The sequence below is a fragment of the Rhabdochlamydiaceae symbiont of Dictyostelium giganteum genome (assembly GCF_964291045.1).
Classification (GTDB): Bacteria; Chlamydiota; Chlamydiia; order Chlamydiales; family Rhabdochlamydiaceae; genus PALSA-1444.
The window spans coordinates 771,020-792,931 of record NZ_OZ197277.1 but is presented as its reverse complement, the minus strand read 5'-3'; the positions used below and the strand labels follow the sequence as shown (position 1 = coordinate 792,931).

Here is a 21,912-nt window from a genome sequence, read left to right as displayed (position 1 = left end):
ATGGAGGAAATATCTCAATAGCTACTTAAGTAACATCTATAGGCTAATGCCGCAGCTGAGGACGTTTTAGATCTAAGAAAAAAGAGCCTTTCTCATTAAGATGTAAGACAAGAGAATACCCTACTGAAGATTGCAGCGACTCCTGCAGTACCTGGAAGCGTAAGAATCCAAATGATAACCATTTTATAAAGTGTTTTCCATTGCAGCCCCTCTTGGTTCATTAGAGTAATTCCTGCGATACTTCCTGTCATAATTTGGGTTGAGCTTAAAGGAATCCCTAAAAAGCTAGCTCCTAAAACAACAAGAGAGGCTCCTAGCTGAGAGGCACATCCATCTTTCGGATGAAGCGTTGTAATACCGTATCCAACCGTCTGAATAATCTTAATACCCCCTGCTGCAGTCCCAAGTGCCATTGTTAAAGCGCAAGCTCCTACAACCCAAATGGGAATAACTGGAAAAGAGAGCACCTTTGCCGCCACAAGCCCCATTGTAATAATCCCCATACTTTTTTGAGTATCATTCAGCCCATGAGAAAAGGCCATGAGCATTAAAGACCCAATTTGAGCTTTTTGATAAAATGAGTGATTTCTTTGTTGGATTTTCATGAGAGCATACATCACTAAAGCCCCAAATAAAGCTCCTACAAAAGGAGCTAGGAGCATTGGAAGGATCACTTTATAGAGAATCGATTTCCAAAGAATCACTTTTAATCCCCCTTTCACAAAAGAAGATCCCATCAGACCCCCAATGAGCGCATAAGAAGAACTGCTAGGAATGGCAAAATACCAGGTAATGATATTCCATAAAATGGCAGCTGATGTGGCGATAATCACTGTGATCTCTGAAAGCCCATCTAAATGCACAATTCCTGTTGTCATCGTTTGCGCCACACCGCTAACTTGCATAGCCCCCATCAGGTTAAAGATGGCAGCAAGAAGGATCCCTTTTTTTGTAGAGATGGCACCTGTCGCAATGGGAGCTGCAACCACATTTGCTGTATCATGAAACCCATTTGTAAAATCAAAAATCAGTACAATGAGTACCATTAAAATAAGAATGCTCATTCTTTTTTCATAACGTGTCTAGACATTAAAAAAAAGATCCTCTAAATAAAAAGAAAGGAGTTAAGATGAAAAACCTACTTTCAAAAGCGTGCCTTTTATCAGCCGCCTGGCTCACCACCTTAGGAGCTGAGGCTCCTCAACTGATTAAGCCAAAACCAAGTGTTACTCCTGTTGAGAGCACACCTGAATCTGATTTAACAGAGCTAAGAATTGCCTATCCTAAAAATCAAGTGATCGATCTTGAAAATCCCGTCAATGTGCAGATGCGTCTTGAACTTTACCCTTTAGGATTTGATAGTGATTTTGCAAGAGCTAAGGAAATTAGAAACTCTTCAGAAGGGCAAGCTATTCGTGTAATCATTGATGATCAGCCATATCTCTTAGTCAATCAAGCCATAGATGACATCATGGGAAGTGAAGAGATTAATCTGGATCAAATCTTGATGGTCAAAATTCCAGAAACTCTCTCTTCTGGAGAGCATATCATTAGAGCCTATCCTGTTCGCTCTTTTGGTGAGAGCTTAAAAAACCGTGAAGCGTTTGCAACCTCTACCTTTTATACCGGAGAAAAAATTGTTAATGCTTCTTTAGATCTCATGTCTCCTTTTCTCACCTACAATGAGCCTCAAGGCCATTTTGATCCCAGGCAGCCGATTCTCTTAGATTTCTTAGTGAGTAATGCAACGCTCTCTTCTGATGGGTATAAAGTGAGACTCACGATTGATGGCTCAAATGAACGTATTTTAACAGAGTGGACTCCTTACTACCTCTACGGACTTGGAAGCGGCTCTCATACGATTAAGCTTGAACTTCTCGACTTTGAAAATACAGTCATATCCCCTCTCTTTAATGATCTTGAACATACGATCACAATTGGCTTATAACTAAAAAAAGATCCACCTTATTTCTTAAAATAAGGTGGATCTGATCTTTTCATAAAAACCTTAGGTTGTAATTTTTTTTACTAAAATAGCTTGAAAACACCTCTCACTTTCCTGAATTTTTCTGATCGCTAAAATCTTCATATAAGGATAAATCTAAAAACCTTATTGAAATTTATAGATAACTCCCCTCTAAGACCTCTCCCTACATTTTAATATACTTTTTTTTCTTCAATCTAATACACTAGTGAACAATGATCATTTTTTGTCCTCATTTTATCACTATGCCTCCCCTTACAATCTGTTTTTACTCTCTCATTCAAGATGGGGCTAAAACGTGAGGATTCTTAAAATCCGTATGATGCATGATATCTGCCTTTTCACTCACCGTATATTTGCTTAAAAATCTTTAATGGAGCTCTTATGAATGTCGAAATTCTCTCCCGTATCCAATTTGCCTTTACGATTACATTTCATTACATCTATCCTCCGATGAGTATTGGCCTCTCTCTTGCGATGATTTTTATGGAGGCGCTTTACTTAAAAACAAAAAATCCAATTTGGGAAAAACTGACCAAATTTTGGCTTAAAGTGTTTTCTATGACCTTTGCACTAGGCGTTGCAACAGGCATTCCCATGATGTTTTCCTTAGGGACAAATTGGGCAAGATACTCTCGTTTTGTCAGTGACGTATCAGGCTCAATTATTGGAGCTGAAGGGATGTTTGCTTTTCTCATTGAAGCTGGCTTTTTAGGGGTGCTTCTCTTTGGATGGGATAAAGTTAAACCTAAAATTCACTTTATGGCAACATGCCTAGTTTCCTTAGGAGCGCATTTTAGCGCAGTTTGGATTGTGAGCTTTAACTCTTGGATGCAAACTCCCTCAGGTTATAAGTTAACTGTCCTTCCTGATGGGACAGAGGTGGCTCAAGTGACAAAATGGGGAGAAGTGTTTTTTAGCCCCTCGAATATGAGCCATATTGGACATGTGCTTCTAGGCGCCTGGATGACAGGTGCTTTCATGATGATTAGTATTTCTGCCTACTACCTTCTTAAAGGGCGGCATACAGAATTTGCGATTAAAAGCATGAAGATAGGACTTTTTATCGGAATAGTGACAACAGTGCTTCAGCTGATATCAGCTGATAGACTCTCTCAAAAAGTTGCTAAACACAACCCTGAGAAGTTTGCAGCATTTGAAGGGGTGTATAAAACAGAAAAATCCACCCCTGCCTATATCATCGGATGGGTGGATCATCAAAATGAAAAGGTCCATGGGATTAAAATTCCAGGTCTTTTAAGCTTCATGACCTATCACGATTTTGAAACACCCGTTCCTGGACTTGATCAATTTCCTAAAGAAGAGTGGTCTTATGTCCCAGCTGTCTTTCAATTTTATCACATCATGGTCCTCTCTTGGGGAGCGATGGCTCTTGCCTCTTGTCTAGGCGGATACTACTGGTTAAAACAACAATGGTCCATGCACCCTATTGTTCTTAAATACTTCATTATTTCTGTTGCATTTCCTCAAATAGGAAATATCTCTGGGTGGTATAGCGCCTGTATGGGAAGGCAGCCGTATGTTGTGTATAAACTGCTAAAAACAAAAGAAGCTTTTTCTCCTGTGATCTCAGCTGGACAGGTGATGGGGTCCCTCATCATGTTTGTTGTGATGTATCTTCTTTTCTTTGTTCTCTTTCTTGTGATGCTTGATAAAAAGATTAAAAATGGCCCAGATATAGAACATGAAGAGCTCCCCTACCGCGATGTATACTCAGGAGAGAGCCATGGATAGTCTTTACTTAGCGCAGCTTATGATGTATTTAGTTCTCATGGTGGCCATCATTGCCTATGCCACTTTGGATGGGTTTGATCTAGGGGTGGGGTGTCTGCATCTTTTTGCTAGAACAGATCATACAAGGCGGATCATGATTAATGCGATTGGTCCTGTATGGGATGGAAATTCTACCTGGATGGTGATTGGAAGCGGGGTATTATTTGCTGCTTTTCCTAAAGCATTTTCCATACTAGCCCCGGCTCTTTACACTCCTCTTATGCTCATGCTCTTTGGCTTTATGTTAAGAGCTGCTGCTATTGAGTTTCGAAGTAAAGATAAAAGCGTTAGATGGCGCTCTTTTTGGGATATTGCCTTCTTTACAGCAAGCCTCATTTTAGCGCTCATCATGGGGCTTATTTTAGGAAATCTCATTCAAGGGATGCCAGTTAACATTCAAGGAGAGATCGAAGGAGGGCTAACAGCACTCATCACCCCTTACACGCTGACCATCATGCTCTTAGGTCTTAGCTGCTTTACGATGCACGGCTCTTTATATGTGCTCATGAAAACAGAAGGGGCGTTTCATGATCAGGTCAGAAAATGGACATGGGTCACAATCCCTTTCTTTTTAATCATGTGGCTAGCTGCAACTGTCATGACAATTCTCACCCAATACCATATGATTCAAACATTTTTAAATAGACCCTATTTAGCTCTCATGCCGCTATGCACGCTTTTAGCAATTGGCGCAGTCCCTTACTTCATTTACAAAGAAAAAGATTTAAAAGCCTTTTTAGGCTCGTGTCTCTCTATCTTATCTCTGTTATCGCTTTTTTTATTGGGAACTTTTCCCTACATTATGAAATCAACTATTGATCCTCACGCCTCTTTAACGCTTATGAATAGCGCGGTATCAGAGTCTTCTTTATGGATTTTGGTGGCATTTTCTTTAACAGGCGTGCCGCTCTCTTTTTTCTATTTTCCCTATGTCTACCGTATTTTTAAGGGAAAAGTGAAAATTGATCACATGAGTTACTAGAGAAATGTTAGAGAGCTAGATATTAGTGAAAGAGTAGGCGCTCTTTCACTTGGATTAGTTTACCCATTGATGGTGTTTAATTTTGGACACTGTTGTGATAGCAAGTGTAGCTGTTTCTAAAACCCTCAGTTTCTCTAGCATTTCTGAAGACACCTGGAGCCGCTCAGTTTGATGAAGGGATAACTCTTTCAGTTTTATAAACCATTGAGAATCATCTAGCAGCTGCGAAAGTTCTTTTTCCATTAAAGAGCTATCATTCATATACAGTGTGTGAAGAGAGGGAAACGGAGCGTTTAGCCACTCTTTAAACCCTTCTTTAAAGCAAGAAGACGGTTTATTAAAGCTTAATACTTCTAACCCGTTAAATCCTTCTTTTCCAAGAGTTGCAAGCCCGTAGCCTGTAATAAGAGGTGCTTCATCAAGTATCACTGTTTTTACAGCATTAAAATGCCCCTCTTTTTCCATGAGATGTAAATCCACATCTCTCAGCTTTAGCCGGCTGATATTCAGTGTTTCTAAATGATCCTTTGCCATCATCCCCACCCACTTAAGCCCTTGATAAGAAAGCCGCGGGTTGTCGCTAAGATCAATTGATGTGACACCTGTCAGTAGCCCTGATTGACTAAGTCTTTTTAAATCGTGATCTGTCAGGTTGCAGTTAGCAAGAGCAATCGATGTGATTTCAGGACGGTGTTCTCTTAAGTAGTGATTGAGCCTTTTAAAGTTAACTTCTGCAACATACCCTTGTAAATGGCTTAAATTGATCTCTTCATGCCTTGCATAAATAAAATATTCTTTAATTAAGTCCATCATTTTTTGGGCTGTCACACCGAGATAATATTGATTGAGCTGAAAGAGCCTCTTTCCAATCACGCCTCCTACCATCAAAGGAATAAATAGATTCCAAATCGATTGAATTTTTCCCACTTTCCATAAAACAGCTGTAATTGCCGCAGGCGTTAAAAAAGTAGCTGCCATAAGTGTATAGGACCTCTTGCGGAAGCGTTCTTGAAGCTGAGGAGGTTTAAGATAATTTATCCCTTGATTTTCTTCTAAACTGAGTGATTTATAATAATTTTTAATCATCCTTTCACACTGTTGATGAAAGTAGTGATCCACCAAATTCACAACTGTAAGACTGAGTAAAATTCCAGAGGCCAGCGTCCCCCAGTTCTCAAGACAAAGAGGAATCGCTTTTTGACTCACATTTGATAATACAGTTTTGATTCTATGAGGATCTAAAGATAATGGAGGAAAAGAAATATGCATAACTCAAATAGGCCTTATTAAACTACAGATCATACAGAAAAGTTCCTAATAAAATCCACCCTGAGAAAAAGCTTTTCCATACCGTTAAGCTTCATCTCCTCTTCTACTTGATGACATAAGGTTAAAAGCCTGAGCGCAAATTAAAGTAAGTTTTTTCAACTCTTCGTAGAGAATTTTTCTCAGTGTTAGAAGTTTGGTCCCCCCTTCCTCACCAATGTAGGTAGAGGAGGGATATCTAAATCATTACATCAAGATCTCAATTGAGTCTTTTGGTGTCTTTTTACATAAGAAATAAAATTGTTTAAATCGACGACTCTTGTAAAATCAAGTTCAAATGCACGGATAAAGAGATCTCCTCTAGAAAGAATTGTTTTCCCATCAAAAAGAAGAATGCCATCTTTATCATCCATAATAAAAGCTGCTAAGTGATAGGCTCCTGCCTCATATGTCCCTAGTTGGATGGCTCTCATGAGAAGCTGTTTACACGATAAAGTAACTCCATTTAAAAGCTGTATACTCTCTATCTTTTTAAAAAAGAGCTCTTTCCCTAATAAGAAGTAGGGCAAGCTATACTCAGAGTTAATATCGATAGCTTTTAGATAGAGAGATTCTTTTGATGCATAACTCTTTTCATGAATGCTTAAAGGATGCTCAAAATTTTTGGCAAGAGCCACATAAGCTTCTTCACAAGAAGGCACATGTTTTAAGAGCGCGAGTAGAATTTCCTGCTTCTTCGTGAAATAAACATCATCAGTCATAATAAAATTGTCTGAATTTTTATAAAGATTGCCAGAAAATTTTAATAACTCTTCATGTTCAATTTGATCAAACATTTTAATATATTCGTTAGTAGCTAACAGATACTTAGGGTGTAGGTCCTTCCCTTCATATTGAGTAAAAATTTGAGCTAGCAAGATACCAGCTCTCCAAGGATTTGCGCTCTTCTGATAAACTTCCTCTAATGCTTTGTTAAACAAATCTTTTTTCTTTAATTGCTCATGAGGATAAAGAGATTCTGCCCTTTTGAAGAACCTCTTATAATATTCATGAGGTAATCTTAGGGAGTAATCTGTATGAATCTCTTCATAGCATTCTCTTTTACTATAGCAAGTCTTACCCCATGTCACCCTTTGTTCGGGATGAAGAGCATCCCCTATTTTCATGAAAATATGCCCGTCTGGATTTTTTTCACAAGCATACATATAAGCCATCAATTTTGTGAGTTTAGTCCCATCTTGTAATATAACTGGTTTTCTATAAGAGAGATAATCTCCTAATCCTTCATCTTTTCTATATTGTAAATATGTTAACGGAAGAAAAGGAAGTGCATGTTGATAAAGGGCTTGTATAGACATCACCTGATCATTTTTTAATGTTACAGTGCTTTCTCTCTTAAGAAACGATAAATTCATTTCCCTAGAAGAACCATGCATTACTTGGTTATGTAGCGTAGAGGCTAATGAAAAAACAGCAGCGGCAGACTGTAAGCTAAACGCTTGGGTAGGATCTATATCAAAAGCTTTTTTAAAAAAAAATTCAATATCTACGTATTTTTTGTTAAAATAAAAATTATGATTTACAACAAGTGTAATTAAGTGAAAATAATTCTCTAAATTTTTTGGATTTTTTTTAATTTCTTCAAAATAGATTTCCCCTAATTCGTGCCTCGTACTGTAGCACATTTCTTCCACTGAACCCAACTCAATACATTTGCCATAAAGTTCTTTCTGTGTATAGACCTCCCCACTTAAAAGCTGGATCGTTTCTTCATTATCTAGAAGATTTGCAAGATTTTTGTAGTGAATTCCATTGTTAGGATTTAATTCAATAATTTTACAATAGAGTTTCTTCTTGGTATAAACTTCCCCGTTTAAAAATTGGATCGTTTCTTCATTATCTAGAAGATTTGCAAGATCTTTGTAGTGAATTCCATTGTTAGGATTTAATTCAATGATTTTATAATAGAGTTTCTTCTTGGTATAAACTTCCCCATTTAAAAATTGGATCGTTTCTTCATTATCTAGAAGATTTGCAAGATCTTTGTAGTGAATTCCATTGTTAGGATTTAATTCAATAATTTTATAATAGAGTTTCTTCTTGGTATAAACTTCCCCATTTAAAAATTGGATCGTTTCTTCTTTTTCTAAACAATTTGCAAGACTATGATAAAAATCTGTATCTTCAGGTTCTAACTCGATAGTCTTAAGATAAAGCTCTTTCTTTGTATAGATCTCTCCACTTAAAAGCTGGATTGTTTCTTTTTTTCCTAAACAATTTGCAAGATTATAATAAAAATCTGCATATTCAGAGTTTAAATCAATGGCTTTAAGATAAAGCTTTTTCTTTGTATAGATCTCTCCACTTAAAAGCTGGATTGTTTCTTTTTTTCCTAAACAATTTGCAAGGTTATGATAAGGGTCTATATATTCAGGATCTAACTCGATAGCCTTAAGACAAAGCTCTTTTTTTGTATAAATCTTTCCATTAAAAAACTGGACTGCTTCCTCATTTTCTAAACAAGTTGCAAGATTATGATAAGAATTTGCATATTCAGAGTTTAAATCAATGGCTTTAAGATAAAGTTCCTTATCTGTATAGGTCTCTCCACTTAAAAGCTGGATCGTTTCTTCATTTTCTAAACAATTTGCAAGACTATGATAAAAATCTGCATCTTTAGGTTCTAACTCGATAGCTTTAAGATAAAGCTCCTTATCTATATAGGTCTCTCCACTTAAAAGCTGAATTTTTTCCTCATTTTTTAAACAATTTGCAAGACTATGATAAAAATCTGCATCTTCAGAGTTTAAATCAATAGCCTTAAGATAAAGCTCTTTCTTTGTATAGATCTCCCCACTTAAAAGCTGGATTGCTTCTTCATTTTCTAAACAATTTGCAAGATTATAATAAGAATTTGCATCTTTAGGATTTAACTCGATAGCCTTAAGATAAAGCTCCTTATTTGTATAGGTCTCTCCGCTTAAAAGCTGAATTTTTTCCTCATTTTCTAAACAATTTGCAAGATTATAATAAGAATTTGCATCTTTAGGATTTAACTCGATAGCCTTAAGATAAAGCTCTTTATTTGTATAGATCTCCCCGCTTAAAAGCTGGACTGTTTCCTCATTTTCTAAACAATTTGCAAGCTTGTGGTAAGCATTCCCTTCTTTAGGATTGCCATGAATAGCCTGAATGAAAGACTCTTTTTCTGTATCAGATTTATCATTATTTACAATCTGATGAACATTTAAAAAATTTGCCCCAGCATCATTATCTTGATTATGATAGGTTTCTAAAATTGAATGAGCTATTTGTTCTGCTTTTGAAGACTCTATACGAAGTTTTTTTAAGGGCTTTTCATCCCTCTCTTGTGTTAAAGTAGATGATGAATTTTCTGTATACTGAGAAGATTCTAATTGAGCTGTCATTGAAGTATAGGGTCTGATTGTCATACTGTAATCCTAGAGTTATACTTTTTAGAGAAGTCATTATCCAATATGAATGAGTTTTTTCATTTATTAACATTCAAATTCATAAAAACAGCGTATCTTACCAAACCTTCCAACTTTTTGAGAAAGTATTTTTTACTCCTATATTCTATACCATCTCCGTCATAAGAAATCAAAATTTGATGGACTTCTATTTAATTAAACAATAAATTTTAATGGCGTTTTTAGATTAATCAATATGATTTTTTAATCCAATTCATCCATATTTTTCTAAGAGAAAATTTTTTGCATGTATTTTTAAGGGGAATAAAAGTAGCTCACTTTAAACCTTACGCTCATCTCTTTACTTTAGAGAACTTAACGTTTTTTTCTTAAGAGCATTAAGACGCAGCTCTACTTTCTTAATATCTTTTTTGGAAATACGGTCAATGAAGAGCACTCCGTTGATGTGATCATTTTCATGCATGACAACTCTTGCATTGATCCCTTCAAGATCTTCTTCCACAATAGATCCATCAAGACGCATGGAACGGACTGTGATTTTAGAGGGCCTTTGAACCATGAGCTTAATCCCTGGAATAGAAAGACACCCTTCTTCTGAACTATTGACTTCTTTAGAGTGATTTAAAATCACAGGGTTGATGTAAACAATAGGATCTGAAACATCCCACTCTTCTTCAGATTTAATAATATACCGCCTTAACACAAAAAGGCGAATAGACTCTCCAATTTGAGGGGCTGCAATACCAATACCATCATGCTGATCCATTGTTTCAATCATATTTTTTACAAGGATATGATGCTCTTTGGTGATGGATTCAATAGGCGTGCATTTTTTTCTTAAAATGAGATTGCCGTAATAGCAGATGGGTAGTTTCATCTTCTTCTATTCTTCTGGTGAGAGTTGTTCTGTCACTTGAGGGAAAGTGTCTGATTTTTTGCGACTTGATGAAGATGACCATGCAGATAAAACAACACAAGAAACCATAAAAATGACAGCAAGATAAGCGGTCACTGTTTTTAAAACAGCAGCTGTGGATGTTCCAAAAACAGACTCGGAAGGATCTCCTCCAAAAGAGGCGCCAAGACCTAAGCTCTTACTTTCTTGAACAAGAACAACAAGACAGATCACAACAGAGAGCATCATAAATAAAAAAATAGCGATCGAAAATAAGGGGGTCATTGCGTCAATCCTTGGATAATAGCTGTTAACGATAATGCTTCTAAGGATGCACCACCTACTAAAACTCCGTCAACTTCTTTTATCCCTTTTAGATGCTTTGCACTATTTTCTGTGACAGAGCCTCCATATAAAAGAGGAATATCCTCCCCTGTTTCACAAAGGGTCTTTAAAATATCTCGGCAGTGTTGATGCGTCTCTTGAATGATCTCTAGGGTAGCTGTTTTTCCCGTCCCAATCGCCCATACCGGCTCATAAGCGATGGCTCCTTGAAAATGAGGAAATACCTTAAGCGCTGAAGAGAGCTGGTGCCTAAGTACTTGCTGAGTGAGTCCTTGCTCTCTTTCCTCTAAAGTCTCTCCAATACAGAGAAGCGGCGCTAGGTTGTAGGTAAGAGTGAGCCCTATTTTTTTTGTAATTTGATCTTCTGTTTCTTGAAAAAGCCGCCTTCTCTCAGAGTGTCCAATGATCACAAAAGAGGCTCCTAAGTGAGCTACTTGCTTAATAGATGTCTCTCCTGTAAAAGCGCCATAGATTTCGTGAGAAATATTTTGCGCTCCAATTTTGAGGGAAGAGTTTTTAGTGATATTTAACACCTGCTGCAAAAGTACAGGAGAAGGAGCTAGCCAAATAGAGGCCTTCATATCTTCTACTAAGGGAAGAAATTGCTGAAAAAATGCAATCACATCATCTGCCATCTTGTGCATTTTCCAGTTAGCAGCGATAATAGTCTTCTTTGTCATCTTAATATTATTGTACATGAAGAAATAGGAAAAGCGCAAATGCAACCATTAACTGTCTCTGAGCTCACTTTTTCCATTAAAAAGCAGCTTGAAACGCAGTTTCGAGAAGTGAGAGTTCAAGGAGAGATCACCAATTTTAAAGAGCAAACCTCTGGCCATCTCTATTTCACCTTAAAAGATGCTGAAGCGCAAATCTCTTCTGTTTTATTTCGCGGAAATGCCCAAAGCTTAAGCCGCCTTCCTAAAAATGGGGATCAAGTCATTGTTCAAGGAGAAGTGTCTGTTTACGCTCCAAGAGGCAATTATCAACTCATTATCCGGCAGCTGCAGTTTGCAGGAGTGGGAGAGCTTCTTCTCAGGCTTCACGCTTTAAAATCTAAACTTGAAAAATTAGGATGGTTTGATGCGTCAAAGAAAAAACCCCTACCTCCTACTCCTAAAACAATTGGCGTGATCACAAGTCCAACAGGAGCTGTCATTCAAGATATTTTAAATATTTTAAACAGGCGCCATGCCAATTTTCACCTCATCCTTAATCCTGTGAAGGTTCAAGGAGAGGGATCTGCGCAAGAGATTGCAAAAGCCATTGATGATTTTAACAAATATAAGTTGGCAGATGTGTTAATTGTGGGAAGAGGAGGAGGAAGCTTAGAGGACCTTTTTGCTTTTAATGAAGAAATTGTTGCAGAAGCGATCTTTCGATCACAGATTCCTATCATATCAGCAGTCGGTCATGAAACAGACTTTTCCATCTCTGATTTTGTTGCAGATTTAAGAGCTCCTACTCCTTCAGCTGCTGCTGAACTTGTGATGAAAGCATCCGAAGAGAGGCTAGCTGCTTTGCAAGCGTTTCAAAAAAGGATGGATCAAATCATTCTCCATACCCTTAAGATCTCTTTCCAAAAGATTGAACTCATTAAAAAGCATCCCCTCTTTGCATCTCCTTATGCTCTATTAGAATCTAATGCTCAAAGGCTAGATGACTATGCAAGAGAAATCGATACCGCGATGATGCATCTTCTACATAAAAAAACCTTAAGTGTGACAGCTCTTCATAGACAGTATCATGCGATTAACCCTAAACTCCGTATTACCTATCTCAAAGAAAAGCTCTCGCAGATCTCTTCTCATTTAAAATCGATTGATCCGAAAAACTTACTCAAGAAAGGGTACTCTATGCTCTTTCGAGAAAACTCCCCTTCCGTTATCGTTTCTTCCACAGAACTCCATCCAAACGACTCCATCCGGATCGTTTTACATGATGGCCAAGTAAAGGCAAAAGTATATGAAATTTGAAAATGCATACCAAAGACTTGAAGAGATCCTTCAAGCGATGAACTCAGGAAAAACAGCACTTGAAGAGTCGCTAAAACTGTATGAAGAGGCAGACTCTTTAATTACAACATGTCAAAAACAGCTGACAGAAGCGGAAAAGAAAATCGAGATTTTGATTAAAAACAGATCAGGAGAAGTTGCCACCAATGCAACAGGCGAGCCTATGAAAGAAACCTTCACTGTATGATCGCAGCGGTTTTTTTTAATGAAAGTCACAAAGAGGCTAAAAATCTAGCTCGCTCCATTTGTCAATTTTTTGCCTCTCGCAATATTGGCACCCTAACATGTGAGGATCACGCCTCTTTGCTCTCTATAGACCCAGTTTCTTTAGAAAATGCCCCCTCTATCCAATGGATCATCTCTTTAGGAGGAGATGGTTCCATTTTAAATATTTTACATCGCTACCCTTACCTCGATGCTCCTATCTTAGGCATTAATACAGGACACCTTGGATTTATGGCAGACGTCCTGGTTTCTGATATCCACTCTAGCTTAGAAAAGCTGATTCAAAATGATTATCATGTTTATCCAAGACTTATGTTAGAAGGAAATGATTCTCAAGGAAACCAATCATTTGCGATTAATGATCTTGTGATTCATAGGTCTTGTAACCCTAGCATGATTGAAATTGCCGTATCAGTAGGAGGTTATTACCTTAACACCTTTGAAGCAGATGGGTTAATCATTGCAACTCCTAACGGCTCTACTGCCTACTCATTAGGAGCTGGAGGCCCGATTATTAGCCCCCATCTTGAAGCTATTACCATTACACCCATTTGTCCTCATACCATCTCTAACCGCCCGATTGTTTTAACCGCTGATCAAGAGATTAAAGTGCACTATTTAAGCCCTTTATCTTCTGTTGAAGTAAGAGCTGATGGCCTTCCCTTTACAACGCTTAAACCCCAACAATTTTTCTCAGTTCAGAGAAGTGCTAAAACATTTAAGCTAATTAGCCTTCCTCACCACGACTATTTTTCAACACTTAGGACAAAGCTAGGATGGTCAGGAAAATTACGTTAATCCCCTCTTCTTTATAACAAAGATATCACGCTCTTTAAACAAACCACCCTAGAAACTCTAGCAATACTCTCTCATTTCTTCTATAGCAAGCTTTTTTTTACTTTTTGTCTCTTTATTGTACTCTTTTGATTAATCAACATAATGAGGGTAGCCTAAATCTGAGGCAACTTGATACAGCAGATCCCGGGTCATTTCACCTCCATGCAGTAGAATCTTATCATGAGCATCTAGTGTTAAAGCGAGTTTAAAATGCGCTTCACCGTGACTTGGATCAATACTAATGACTTTTAAATACATATCTTGTTTATTAAGAACATGACCATCTAAAAGCTTAACTGTTTGATTTGTTTTCAGTTGATCAGCCAGTTGAAGATACGGCTCTACAACATGAGGATTTAGCGAAATCGCTTTCAGATAAAGCTGCTGATTTGTCATCACAGTGCCATCTAAGAGTTTAACTGTGTGACTTGCCCTTAATGTTTTTCCTAATTGAAAATAGCTATCCCCATTTTTGGGGAAGAGCTGAATGGCTTTTAAATAAAGGGATTGTTGATTAAAAAGCTTCTCATCAACTTGAACCTGTTGCTGATTTCCAATTAAAGAAGAGGCAAGAGTGAGATAAGCCTCTACTCTATGAGGCAAAACCTTCATGGTTTGAAGGCATTCTAGCTGCCTTGCACTCAGCTTAGCTAAAAGAGGCACAGCTCTTCTTTGGGCAAAAAGCTGTGCAAAAGGAACTGCTCTAAAAGCAATATAAATTCCTGTTATCAAATTAAAAAAACGGACAATTTTTGGATGCTGAGGCAAAAGAAATCCGCATTTTTTAATAAGAGGATCGGTGATTTGGGTAATTTTATTCACCTCTTTCATCGCTGCATGTGATAGATGAGCTCCTTTATCTAACTGCATGAGTTTTTGGGTAACGGTTTGAAGAGCACGGTCATTATTGCTGAATTTGGTTACTATTAACATCACTTCCTCCTTTAATCTAATTATTAAACTAATTTTTATTTATAATAAACAAAAATTATAAATTAATTATTACTAATTTGATTAAATTTAAATAAAATCCTCTATTAAAATAGTAAAAATAAAATTAATTTATTTTTTAGATGGATCAAAAAAATATTTACTCTCAATATAGGGTGTGTTGCATAATGCCTAAAAATCGCATTTTTAAATAAAAAAATGATGTTATTTTCATTTTTAAATAATTTTATATATACATTTCCTACAAATTATGTGAAAAATTAGGCCAGTTTTTTTGAAAAATGAGAGTTTTTTTAAGAAACCAGTGTTTTTAGAGTATTATGCAACACACACCCCCAATATAGGTAAGATTATGTGATAAATGACCATCAACTTAGGATGAACAAGGGGAAAAATATTACACGGATGCGCTAAAACAACTCAGGCAATACGTCAAGAAATCCAAGAGAGTAAAGAGAACTTAATAACCTAGCAAAAAAATTTGGGATCAATCCTAAGAATGTAAAGAAGCGGTGAAAGAGGAGACTCCCAATAGGATTTTTGTATGGGCCACAAGAACTTTAAGTCTATGGTCCTAAGGCAGATAAAATAGAATTTCAGCTTTTCGACAAGAAACTCTTCTTCCTTTAGATGACTCCCTATCTGCACTTCAAGAAATAATTCCCTACCTATCTAGATCTTCTTTGCTCCGCTATTTACAGCGACATGCAATCCCTAGATTTTCGAAAAGACGAAAAAAAAGCCCTTAAGAAGACGCATCAAATCCACTTAACACATATTTCAGATTAACAAAATATCGTAACTATTAAAACACCCCTATTTTTCTTGAAAAAGGCGCTTTCTCGCCTCTCTAAAAGGTGTAAATATCTTGTAAAATGACCTTACCCTATGAGTTTTAAGACTCTAGAAAACCTCAATTTCAAGTGACTTTACATTCTTTACAAAAAATATTGATTTGATAAAATAGCTTTCTTAATTCTCTCTTTCTTTCTGGATTATTGAATGCATTTAAAAAATAACTATTCAAATAAATCAATTATCCTAGGATAAATCCCTTAAACAATTAAGGATTGTCATGAATATTTCAAATATTAATCCCTTTATCAATCAGATTTCCTATCTCCAGAATAGAGAATCTAGTCATGTTATTTTAGCAGAAGAACTTGGTCAATTAACCACAGCAGAAAACTTATCAAACCAAATTATTATTAGAGGAGATGTTAAACTTTCTCCCTATAATATCCACTCTTTTGCCCTTTTAAAGTCTCAAGATATTGAAATAGAGGGGTCTCTAATCTGTGAAAATCTGCCTATTTCAGCAATTTTTAGCCAAGAGAGTCGTGATTTTGAGAAAGAAATAACTCTCTTTTTACCTCAAAAGCTCAAGGTAATGGGTGATTGTGTTTTTTCTAGAATTTTTGAACTATCCTCTTTACCTAAAGATTTTAAAGTTGAAGGAACCCTCTCACTCTTTTATTGCACAAAGCTTACAGCTTTGCCAAAAGAGCTTAAAGTCAAAGGATCTCTGAATCTAAAAAGGTGTACAGCGCTCACCGTTATCCCTGAAAATCTTGAGGTGGGAAATGATCTCAACCTCTCTTGTTGCACAGCTCTTACAACTTTGCCAAAAGGTATTCAGGTGGGAGGACATCTTGATCTCTCTTATTGCACAGCACTTACAGTTTTACCCCAAAAAACTCAAGTCAAAGGATCTCTTAATTTAGAAGGATGTACAGCACTCACCGTTATCTCTGAAGATCTTGAAGTGGGAAAAGATCTCAACCTCTCTTGTTGTACAGCTCTTACGGCTTTACCAAAAGGTATTCAGGTTGGAGGTCGCCTTGATCTTTCTTATTGTATAGCTCTTACATATCTTCCTGAAGACTTTGAAGTGAAAGATCATCTTAATCTCCCCTATTGCACAGCACTTACAGTTTTACCAAAAGGACTTAAAGTCAAGGGATCTCTCAATCTAAAGGGATGCATGGCACTCACCTCTATCTCTAAAGAACTTGAAGTGGAAAAAGATCTCAATCTCTCTGATTGCACAATGATTACACTTCTTCCTAACCAGCTTCGAGTAGGAAATGATCTTAATCTCTCTTGGTGTAAGGATCTTGTAGCTTTGCCAAGGGAGATCTATGTGGGAGGCTCTCTTAATCTCTCTGCCTGCTGGGATCTTAAATTTATTCCTGAAGACCTCGAAGTAGGAAATGATCTTAACCTCTCTAATTGTATAGATCTTACAACTTTACCGAAGGGGCTTAAAGTCAAAGGTTCTCTTAACTTAAATGGTTGTAGAACCCTTACGCATCTTCCTGAAAATCTTGAAGTAGAAAAAGATCTTGATCTCTCTTATTGCACAGCTCTTACAATTTTGCCAAAAGAATTTACAGTTGGTGGCTCTCTGATTCTCTTTAATTGCAAAACGCTTACCCAGCTGCCTGATGATCTTAAAGTTGGAAATGATCTTAAACTCGTTAATTGTGTAAATCTGATAACTCTACCGAAAGAGCTTAAAGTCAAAGGCTCTCTTAACCTAAGCGATTATCGATCTCTTACACATCTTCCTGAAATCTTTGAGGTAGGAAAAGATCTTGATCTTTCTTATTGCACAGCTCTTACAATTTTGCCAAAAGAACTTAAAGTTGGAGGCTCTCTTAACCTCTCTAATTGCCAGTCACTTGTCACCTTATCAAAAAATCTTATAGTTGGAGGTTCTCTTAATCTATCTAATTGCAAAATGCTTAATCAGCTATCTGATGATCTTAAAGTCGGAGATGATCTTAACCTCTCTAATTGCCAGTCGCTTGTCACCTTATCAAAAAATCTTATAGTTGGAGGCTCTCTTAATCTATCTGATTGCAAAATGCTTAATCAACTATCTGATGATCTTAAAGTCGAAACTGATCTTAACCTCTCTAATTGCCAGTCGCTTGTCACCTTATCAAAGAGACTTAATGTGGGGGGTGCTTTACACTTAAATGGTTGCACAGCTCTGATAACTTTACCACAAGGACTTAAGGTAAAAGGATCTCTTAATTTATCAGCATGTACCGCTCTTACACATCTTCCTAAAGACCTTCAAGTAGAAAGGGATCTTAATCTCACTAGATGTACAAATCTTACGGCTTTACCAAGAGAGCTTAAAGTCAAAGGTTCTCTTGACCTATTAACATGTACAGCCCTTACACATCTTCCTGACAATATTGAAGTAGGAAAAAATCTTAATCTCACTGGCTGTATTGCTCTTAGGGCTTTACCAAAAGGGTTTAAAGTCAACGGTTCTCTTAATCTATCAAAATGTACAGCTCTTACGCACCTTTCTGAAGACCTTGAAGTAGAATATGATCTTAATCTCACTGATTGTACAGTTCTTACAGCTTTACCAAAGGGGCTTAAAATTAAAGGCTCCCTTGATCTATCAACATGTACCGCTCTTACACATCTTCCTGAAGATTTTGAAGTAGGAAAAAATCTTTATCTCCGAGGTACAACTCTTACAGCTTTACCAAAGGGGCTTAAAGTCAAAGGCTCTCTTAACTTAACAGGTTGTACAGCTCTTACGCATCTTCCTGAAGACCTTAAAGTAGAATATGATCTTAATCTCACCGGCTGTACAGCTCTTACGACCTTACCAAAAGGACTTAAAGTAAAAGACTCCCTTGATCTATCAAGATGTACAGCCCTTACATATCTTCCTGAAGACCTTGAAGTAAAATATGCTCTTAATCTCACTCACTGTATAGCTCTTAGAGCTTTACCAAAAGAACTTAAAGTAAGAGGCTCTCTTAACTTAAACGGATGTACAACTCTTACACATCTTCCTGAAGACCTTCAAGCAGAAAGAGATCTTAATCTCACTGACTGTACAGCTCTTACGACCTTACCAAAAGGACTTAAAGTAAAAGACTCCCTTGATCTATCAAGATGTACAGCCCTTACATATCTTCCTGAAGACCTTGAAGTAGGAAATGCTCTTAATCTCACTGGCTGTATAGCTCTTAAAGCTTTACCAAAAGGACTTAAAGTAAAAGGCTTTCTTAACTTAAACGGTTGTACAGCTCTTACACATCTTCCTAAAGACCTTCAAGTAGAAAGAGATCTTAATCTCGATGGCTGTACCTCTCTTAGGGCTTTACCAAAGGGGCTTAAAATTAAAAGCTCTCTTGATCTATCAAGATGTACTGCTCTTACACATCTTCCTGAAGACCTTCAAGTAGAAAGAGATCTTAATCTCACTAGATGTACAGCTCTTACAGCTTTACCAAAGGGGCTTAAAATTAAATGCTCCCTTGATCTATCAACATGTACCGCTCTTACACATCTTCCTGAAGATTTTGAAGTAGGAAAAAATCTTTATCTCCGAGGTACAACTCTTACGGCTTTACCAAAGGGGCTTAAAATTAAAAGCTCTCTTGATCTATCAAGATGTACAGCCCTTACATATCTTCCTGAAGACCTTGAAGTAGGAAATGCTCTTAATCTCACTGGCTGTATAGCTCTTAAAGCTTTACCAAAAGGACTTAAAGTAAAAGGTTCTCTTGACCTATCAAAATGTACAACCCTTACACATCTTCCTGAAGACCTTCAAGCAGAAAGAGATCTTAATCTCACTGACTGTACAGCTCTTACGACCTTACCAAAAGGACTTAAAGTAAAAGACTCCCTTGATCTATCAAGATGTACAGCCCTTACATATCTTCCTGAAGGCCTTGAAGTAAAAAATGATCTTAATCTCACTGGCTGTACAGCTCTTACGACTTTATCAAAAGGACTTAAAGTAAAAGGCTCTCTTAACTTAAACGGTTGTACAGCTCTTACGCATCTTCCTAAAGACTTTCAAGTAGAAAGCAATCTTAATCTCGATGGCTGTACCTCTCTTAGGGCTTTATCAAAAGGGCTTAAAGTCAAAGGCTCTCTTAACTTAACAGGTTGTACAGCTCTTACGCATCTTCCTGAAGACTTTCAAGTAGAAAGGGATCTTAATCTCACCGGCTGTACAGCTCTTACGACCTTACCAAAAGAGCTTAAAGTCAAAGGTCATCTTAACTTAAACGGCTGTACAGCTCTTACACATCTTCCTGAAGACCTTCAAGTAGAAAGGGATCTTAATCTCACCGGCTGTACAGCTCTTACGACCTTACCAAAAGAGCTTAAAGTCAAAGGTCATCTTAACTTAAACGGCTGTACAGCTCTTACACATCTTCCTGAAGACCTTCAAGTAGAAAGGGATCTTAATCTTACTAACTGTACAATTCTTACAGCTTTGCCAAAAGAGCTTAAAGTCAAAGGTCATCTTAACTTAAACGGCTGTACAGCTCTTACACATCTTCCTGAAGACCTTCAAGTAGAAAGGGATCTTAATCTTACTAACTGTACAACTCTTACAGCTTTACCAAAGAGGCTTAAAATCAAAGACTCTCTTGACCTATCAACATGTACCGCTCTTACACATCTTCCTGAAGACCTTCAAGTAGAAAATAATCTTGATCTCACTGACTGTACAGCTCTTATGACCTTACCTAATAAAATAAAACTTGGCGGAAACTTAATCTTAATACGTTGCAGAAATATCACTTCTTTACCTAATTGGATCTCTACCCTAGGTTATTGTTCTAATGGAAATAGACGTATCATAAATCTTACAAGCACTGGGCTCTCGCCTTCAGTTATTATTAGGCTACAAGATAATACTCAGGGCATTACAGGGGTTCAGTTTTACTTTTCTACAGCAACTTCAAATAAATACCTCATCCAATTCGAAGCCCTTCTTCCCGCCCTTACGTTTTGGCAAGAACAAGCAAGTGAGAAGTCATTCATGAAGCTTGAAGAGATATGTTCTCAGCTCCATAAAACCCTTACTTCGGTTCAAGATCACCAAAATCTCTTACAATTTTTGACACGTCTTACAGGAACTGCAGATTACGCTAATATAACGACCAGAGTAAACCTTGCAAGGCGCATACTTCAAATGATTCAGCTCATGATTGAAGATAAGGATATGTGTTATCATAGTGCTCTTCTTATCCATCAAGGCCTCACTTCTTGTAGCGACCGTGTCATAACTACCTTAGATGATATAGGCCTTTATCAAAAGCTTCACAAGTTAGAAAATTTATCCATAACTTCTGAAGAACTCAAGGATACAGGGAGAGGATTTTTCTTTCTCGAAGAGCTGAATAAAAAAATTAAACTTCATGCAAGTACGCTACGTTTTGTAGATGAAGTGGAAGTGTATATGGCATTTCATATTAGATTACAGAAGATGTTAACGCTTCCAATAGAAACGAAAGGGATGATCTTTAGACGGTGTGTGGCCATTTCTGATGAAGAAATTGATTCAACTGGAGACCTCATTTTACGAAAAACAACGGACACTGCCTTTGAGGCATTTTTAGCTACTTGGGATCCTTGGAAACGATTTCAAAGACGGATATCTGTTGTAGCATGGGATAAGCTCCCTATTGCAGATAGAAAGTTATCACCAGAAGATATTTGTCCCTACTTGCAAGATACTCCTAAGTGTCCAGTTCTTTATAATCATGTGGTATACGATTATGATGCCTTCATTACAAGATATACTCAAGAAGGTGTGGATTTATACCGGATACCAGTGCAAATTGAAAACCTTTTCCGTATGATGCCTGCCTTCACTTCAGATGCTTAAAAAAATGAAAGCCATTATGCTTTCAAAAAACAAAGGGACATCAAATAACTCTCCCTTATACTGTAATAGTGATTGCTATGATTTTATAAAGAGGAAGAATAAAGCAAAGACCTGGAAAAACCCTTCTAGATAGACTAGAGCAAAACGCCTCTTCTGTTCTAGCCTTTACCAAAGACTCTAAAATCCCTTTTAGGAACAATCAAGGGGAACAAAATATTTTAGATGGTGAAGCTCAAACAGAAAATAGGGAGGTGTTTTCGAACAGCTCGTGGAGGACAAATCTTTTGCCGGATTAGAAGTTATCTTTCTACAGCCCGTAAGCAAAACTGGAATATTTTAGAGGCTATCAAAACAGCTGTCCAAGGAAATCCTTATCACTTAACAGGTCCTCCTCAAGCAACTCTTTAGATTTTTAAGAGCTAGATCATACTCCCCCCTATACACAAATATGTGTATAGGGGGTATCTGAATAGCTGCCCAAAAAAGAAGTTCTTTT

General features: G+C 37.1%; 15 protein-coding genes. 8 read left to right on the top strand and 7 right to left on the bottom strand.

Annotated elements, in window-relative coordinates; all coding sequences use genetic code 11:
• Positions 1–95: 95 nt before the first annotated feature.
• Positions 96–1,064, bottom strand: a complete 969-nt coding sequence (locus ACI7T6_RS02770) for an anion permease (protein WP_404666066.1) — start codon at positions 1,062–1,064, stop codon at positions 96–98.
• A gap of 65 nt (positions 1,065–1,129) precedes the next feature.
• Here ACI7T6_RS02770 and ACI7T6_RS02765 point away from each other — a divergent pair, with 65 nt between their 5' ends.
• From ACI7T6_RS02765 to cydB, 3 genes are all read left to right on the top strand, one after another.
• Positions 1,130–1,948, top strand: a complete 819-nt coding sequence (locus ACI7T6_RS02765; RefSeq protein ID WP_404666065.1) for a hypothetical protein — start codon at positions 1,130–1,132, stop codon at positions 1,946–1,948.
• Between the two features lie 420 nt (positions 1,949–2,368).
• On the top strand, positions 2,369–3,739 hold the full coding sequence (locus ACI7T6_RS02760; protein WP_404666064.1) for a cytochrome ubiquinol oxidase subunit I: 1,371 nt from the start codon (positions 2,369–2,371) through the stop codon (positions 3,737–3,739).
• Complete coding sequence (gene cydB / locus ACI7T6_RS02755) at positions 3,732–4,760, top strand: cytochrome d ubiquinol oxidase subunit II (protein WP_404666063.1); 1,029 nt, start codon at positions 3,732–3,734, stop codon at positions 4,758–4,760. The genes ACI7T6_RS02760 and cydB overlap by 8 nt, the downstream gene beginning before the upstream one ends.
• 54 nt (positions 4,761–4,814) lie before the next feature.
• Here the strand turns inward: cydB and ACI7T6_RS02750 are convergent, their stop codons facing one another.
• From ACI7T6_RS02750 to tpiA, 5 genes are all read right to left on the bottom strand, one after another.
• Positions 4,815–6,029, bottom strand: coding sequence for a hypothetical protein (locus ACI7T6_RS02750; protein WP_404666062.1), 1,215 nt, complete (start codon positions 6,027–6,029; stop codon positions 4,815–4,817).
• A 248-nt stretch (positions 6,030–6,277) separates the two neighbouring features.
• Positions 6,278–9,478: a tetratricopeptide repeat protein gene (locus ACI7T6_RS02745; RefSeq protein WP_404666061.1), complete on the bottom strand. Its 3,201-nt coding sequence runs from the start codon at positions 9,476–9,478 to the stop codon at positions 6,278–6,280.
• 340 nt (positions 9,479–9,818) lie between these two features.
• On the bottom strand, positions 9,819–10,355 hold the full coding sequence (gene def, locus ACI7T6_RS02740) for a peptide deformylase (RefSeq protein ID WP_404666060.1): 537 nt from the start codon (positions 10,353–10,355) through the stop codon (positions 9,819–9,821).
• Positions 10,356–10,361: 6 nt separating this feature from the next.
• Complete coding sequence (secG, locus tag ACI7T6_RS02735) at positions 10,362–10,658, bottom strand: preprotein translocase subunit SecG (RefSeq protein ID WP_404666059.1); 297 nt, start codon at positions 10,656–10,658, stop codon at positions 10,362–10,364.
• Positions 10,655–11,398, bottom strand: a complete 744-nt coding sequence (gene tpiA, locus ACI7T6_RS02730) for a triose-phosphate isomerase (RefSeq protein ID WP_404666058.1) — start codon at positions 11,396–11,398, stop codon at positions 10,655–10,657. The genes secG and tpiA overlap by 4 nt, the downstream gene beginning before the upstream one ends.
• A gap of 39 nt (positions 11,399–11,437) precedes the next feature.
• On the opposite strand from tpiA, the gene xseA reads away from it, so the two are divergent.
• Genes xseA through ACI7T6_RS02715 form a run of 3 tightly spaced genes read left to right on the top strand, consistent with a single transcriptional unit; the run spans position 11,438 to position 13,756 of the window.
• The gene (gene xseA, locus ACI7T6_RS02725) at positions 11,438–12,694 is read left to right on the top strand and encodes an exodeoxyribonuclease VII large subunit (RefSeq protein ID WP_404666057.1); all 1,257 of its coding nucleotides are present in this window, start codon (positions 11,438–11,440) and stop codon (positions 12,692–12,694) included.
• Positions 12,684–12,920, top strand: coding sequence for an exodeoxyribonuclease VII small subunit (locus tag ACI7T6_RS02720; RefSeq protein WP_404666056.1), 237 nt, complete (start codon positions 12,684–12,686; stop codon positions 12,918–12,920). Before xseA ends, ACI7T6_RS02720 begins: the two co-directional genes overlap by 11 nt.
• Positions 12,917–13,756, top strand: a complete 840-nt coding sequence (locus tag ACI7T6_RS02715; protein ID WP_404666055.1) for an NAD(+)/NADH kinase — start codon at positions 12,917–12,919, stop codon at positions 13,754–13,756. Before ACI7T6_RS02720 ends, ACI7T6_RS02715 begins: the two co-directional genes overlap by 4 nt.
• A 129-nt stretch (positions 13,757–13,885) precedes the next feature.
• Here the strand turns inward: ACI7T6_RS02715 and ACI7T6_RS02710 are convergent, their stop codons facing one another.
• Positions 13,886–14,728, bottom strand: coding sequence for a tetratricopeptide repeat protein (locus ACI7T6_RS02710; protein ID WP_404666054.1), 843 nt, complete (start codon positions 14,726–14,728; stop codon positions 13,886–13,888).
• A gap of 1,093 nt (positions 14,729–15,821) precedes the next feature.
• Between ACI7T6_RS02710 and ACI7T6_RS02705 the strand changes: the two genes are divergently transcribed.
• Together ACI7T6_RS02705 and ACI7T6_RS02700 are read left to right on the top strand one after the other, a co-directional pair.
• Entirely contained in the window at positions 15,822–21,416 is a 5,595-nt protein-coding gene (locus tag ACI7T6_RS02705) for an NEL-type E3 ubiquitin ligase domain-containing protein (protein WP_404666053.1), read from the top strand.
• 222 nt (positions 21,417–21,638) lie between these two features.
• Entirely contained in the window at positions 21,639–21,824 is a 186-nt protein-coding gene (locus tag ACI7T6_RS02700) for a hypothetical protein (RefSeq protein ID WP_404666052.1), read from the top strand.
• Positions 21,825–21,912 lie beyond the last annotated feature (88 nt).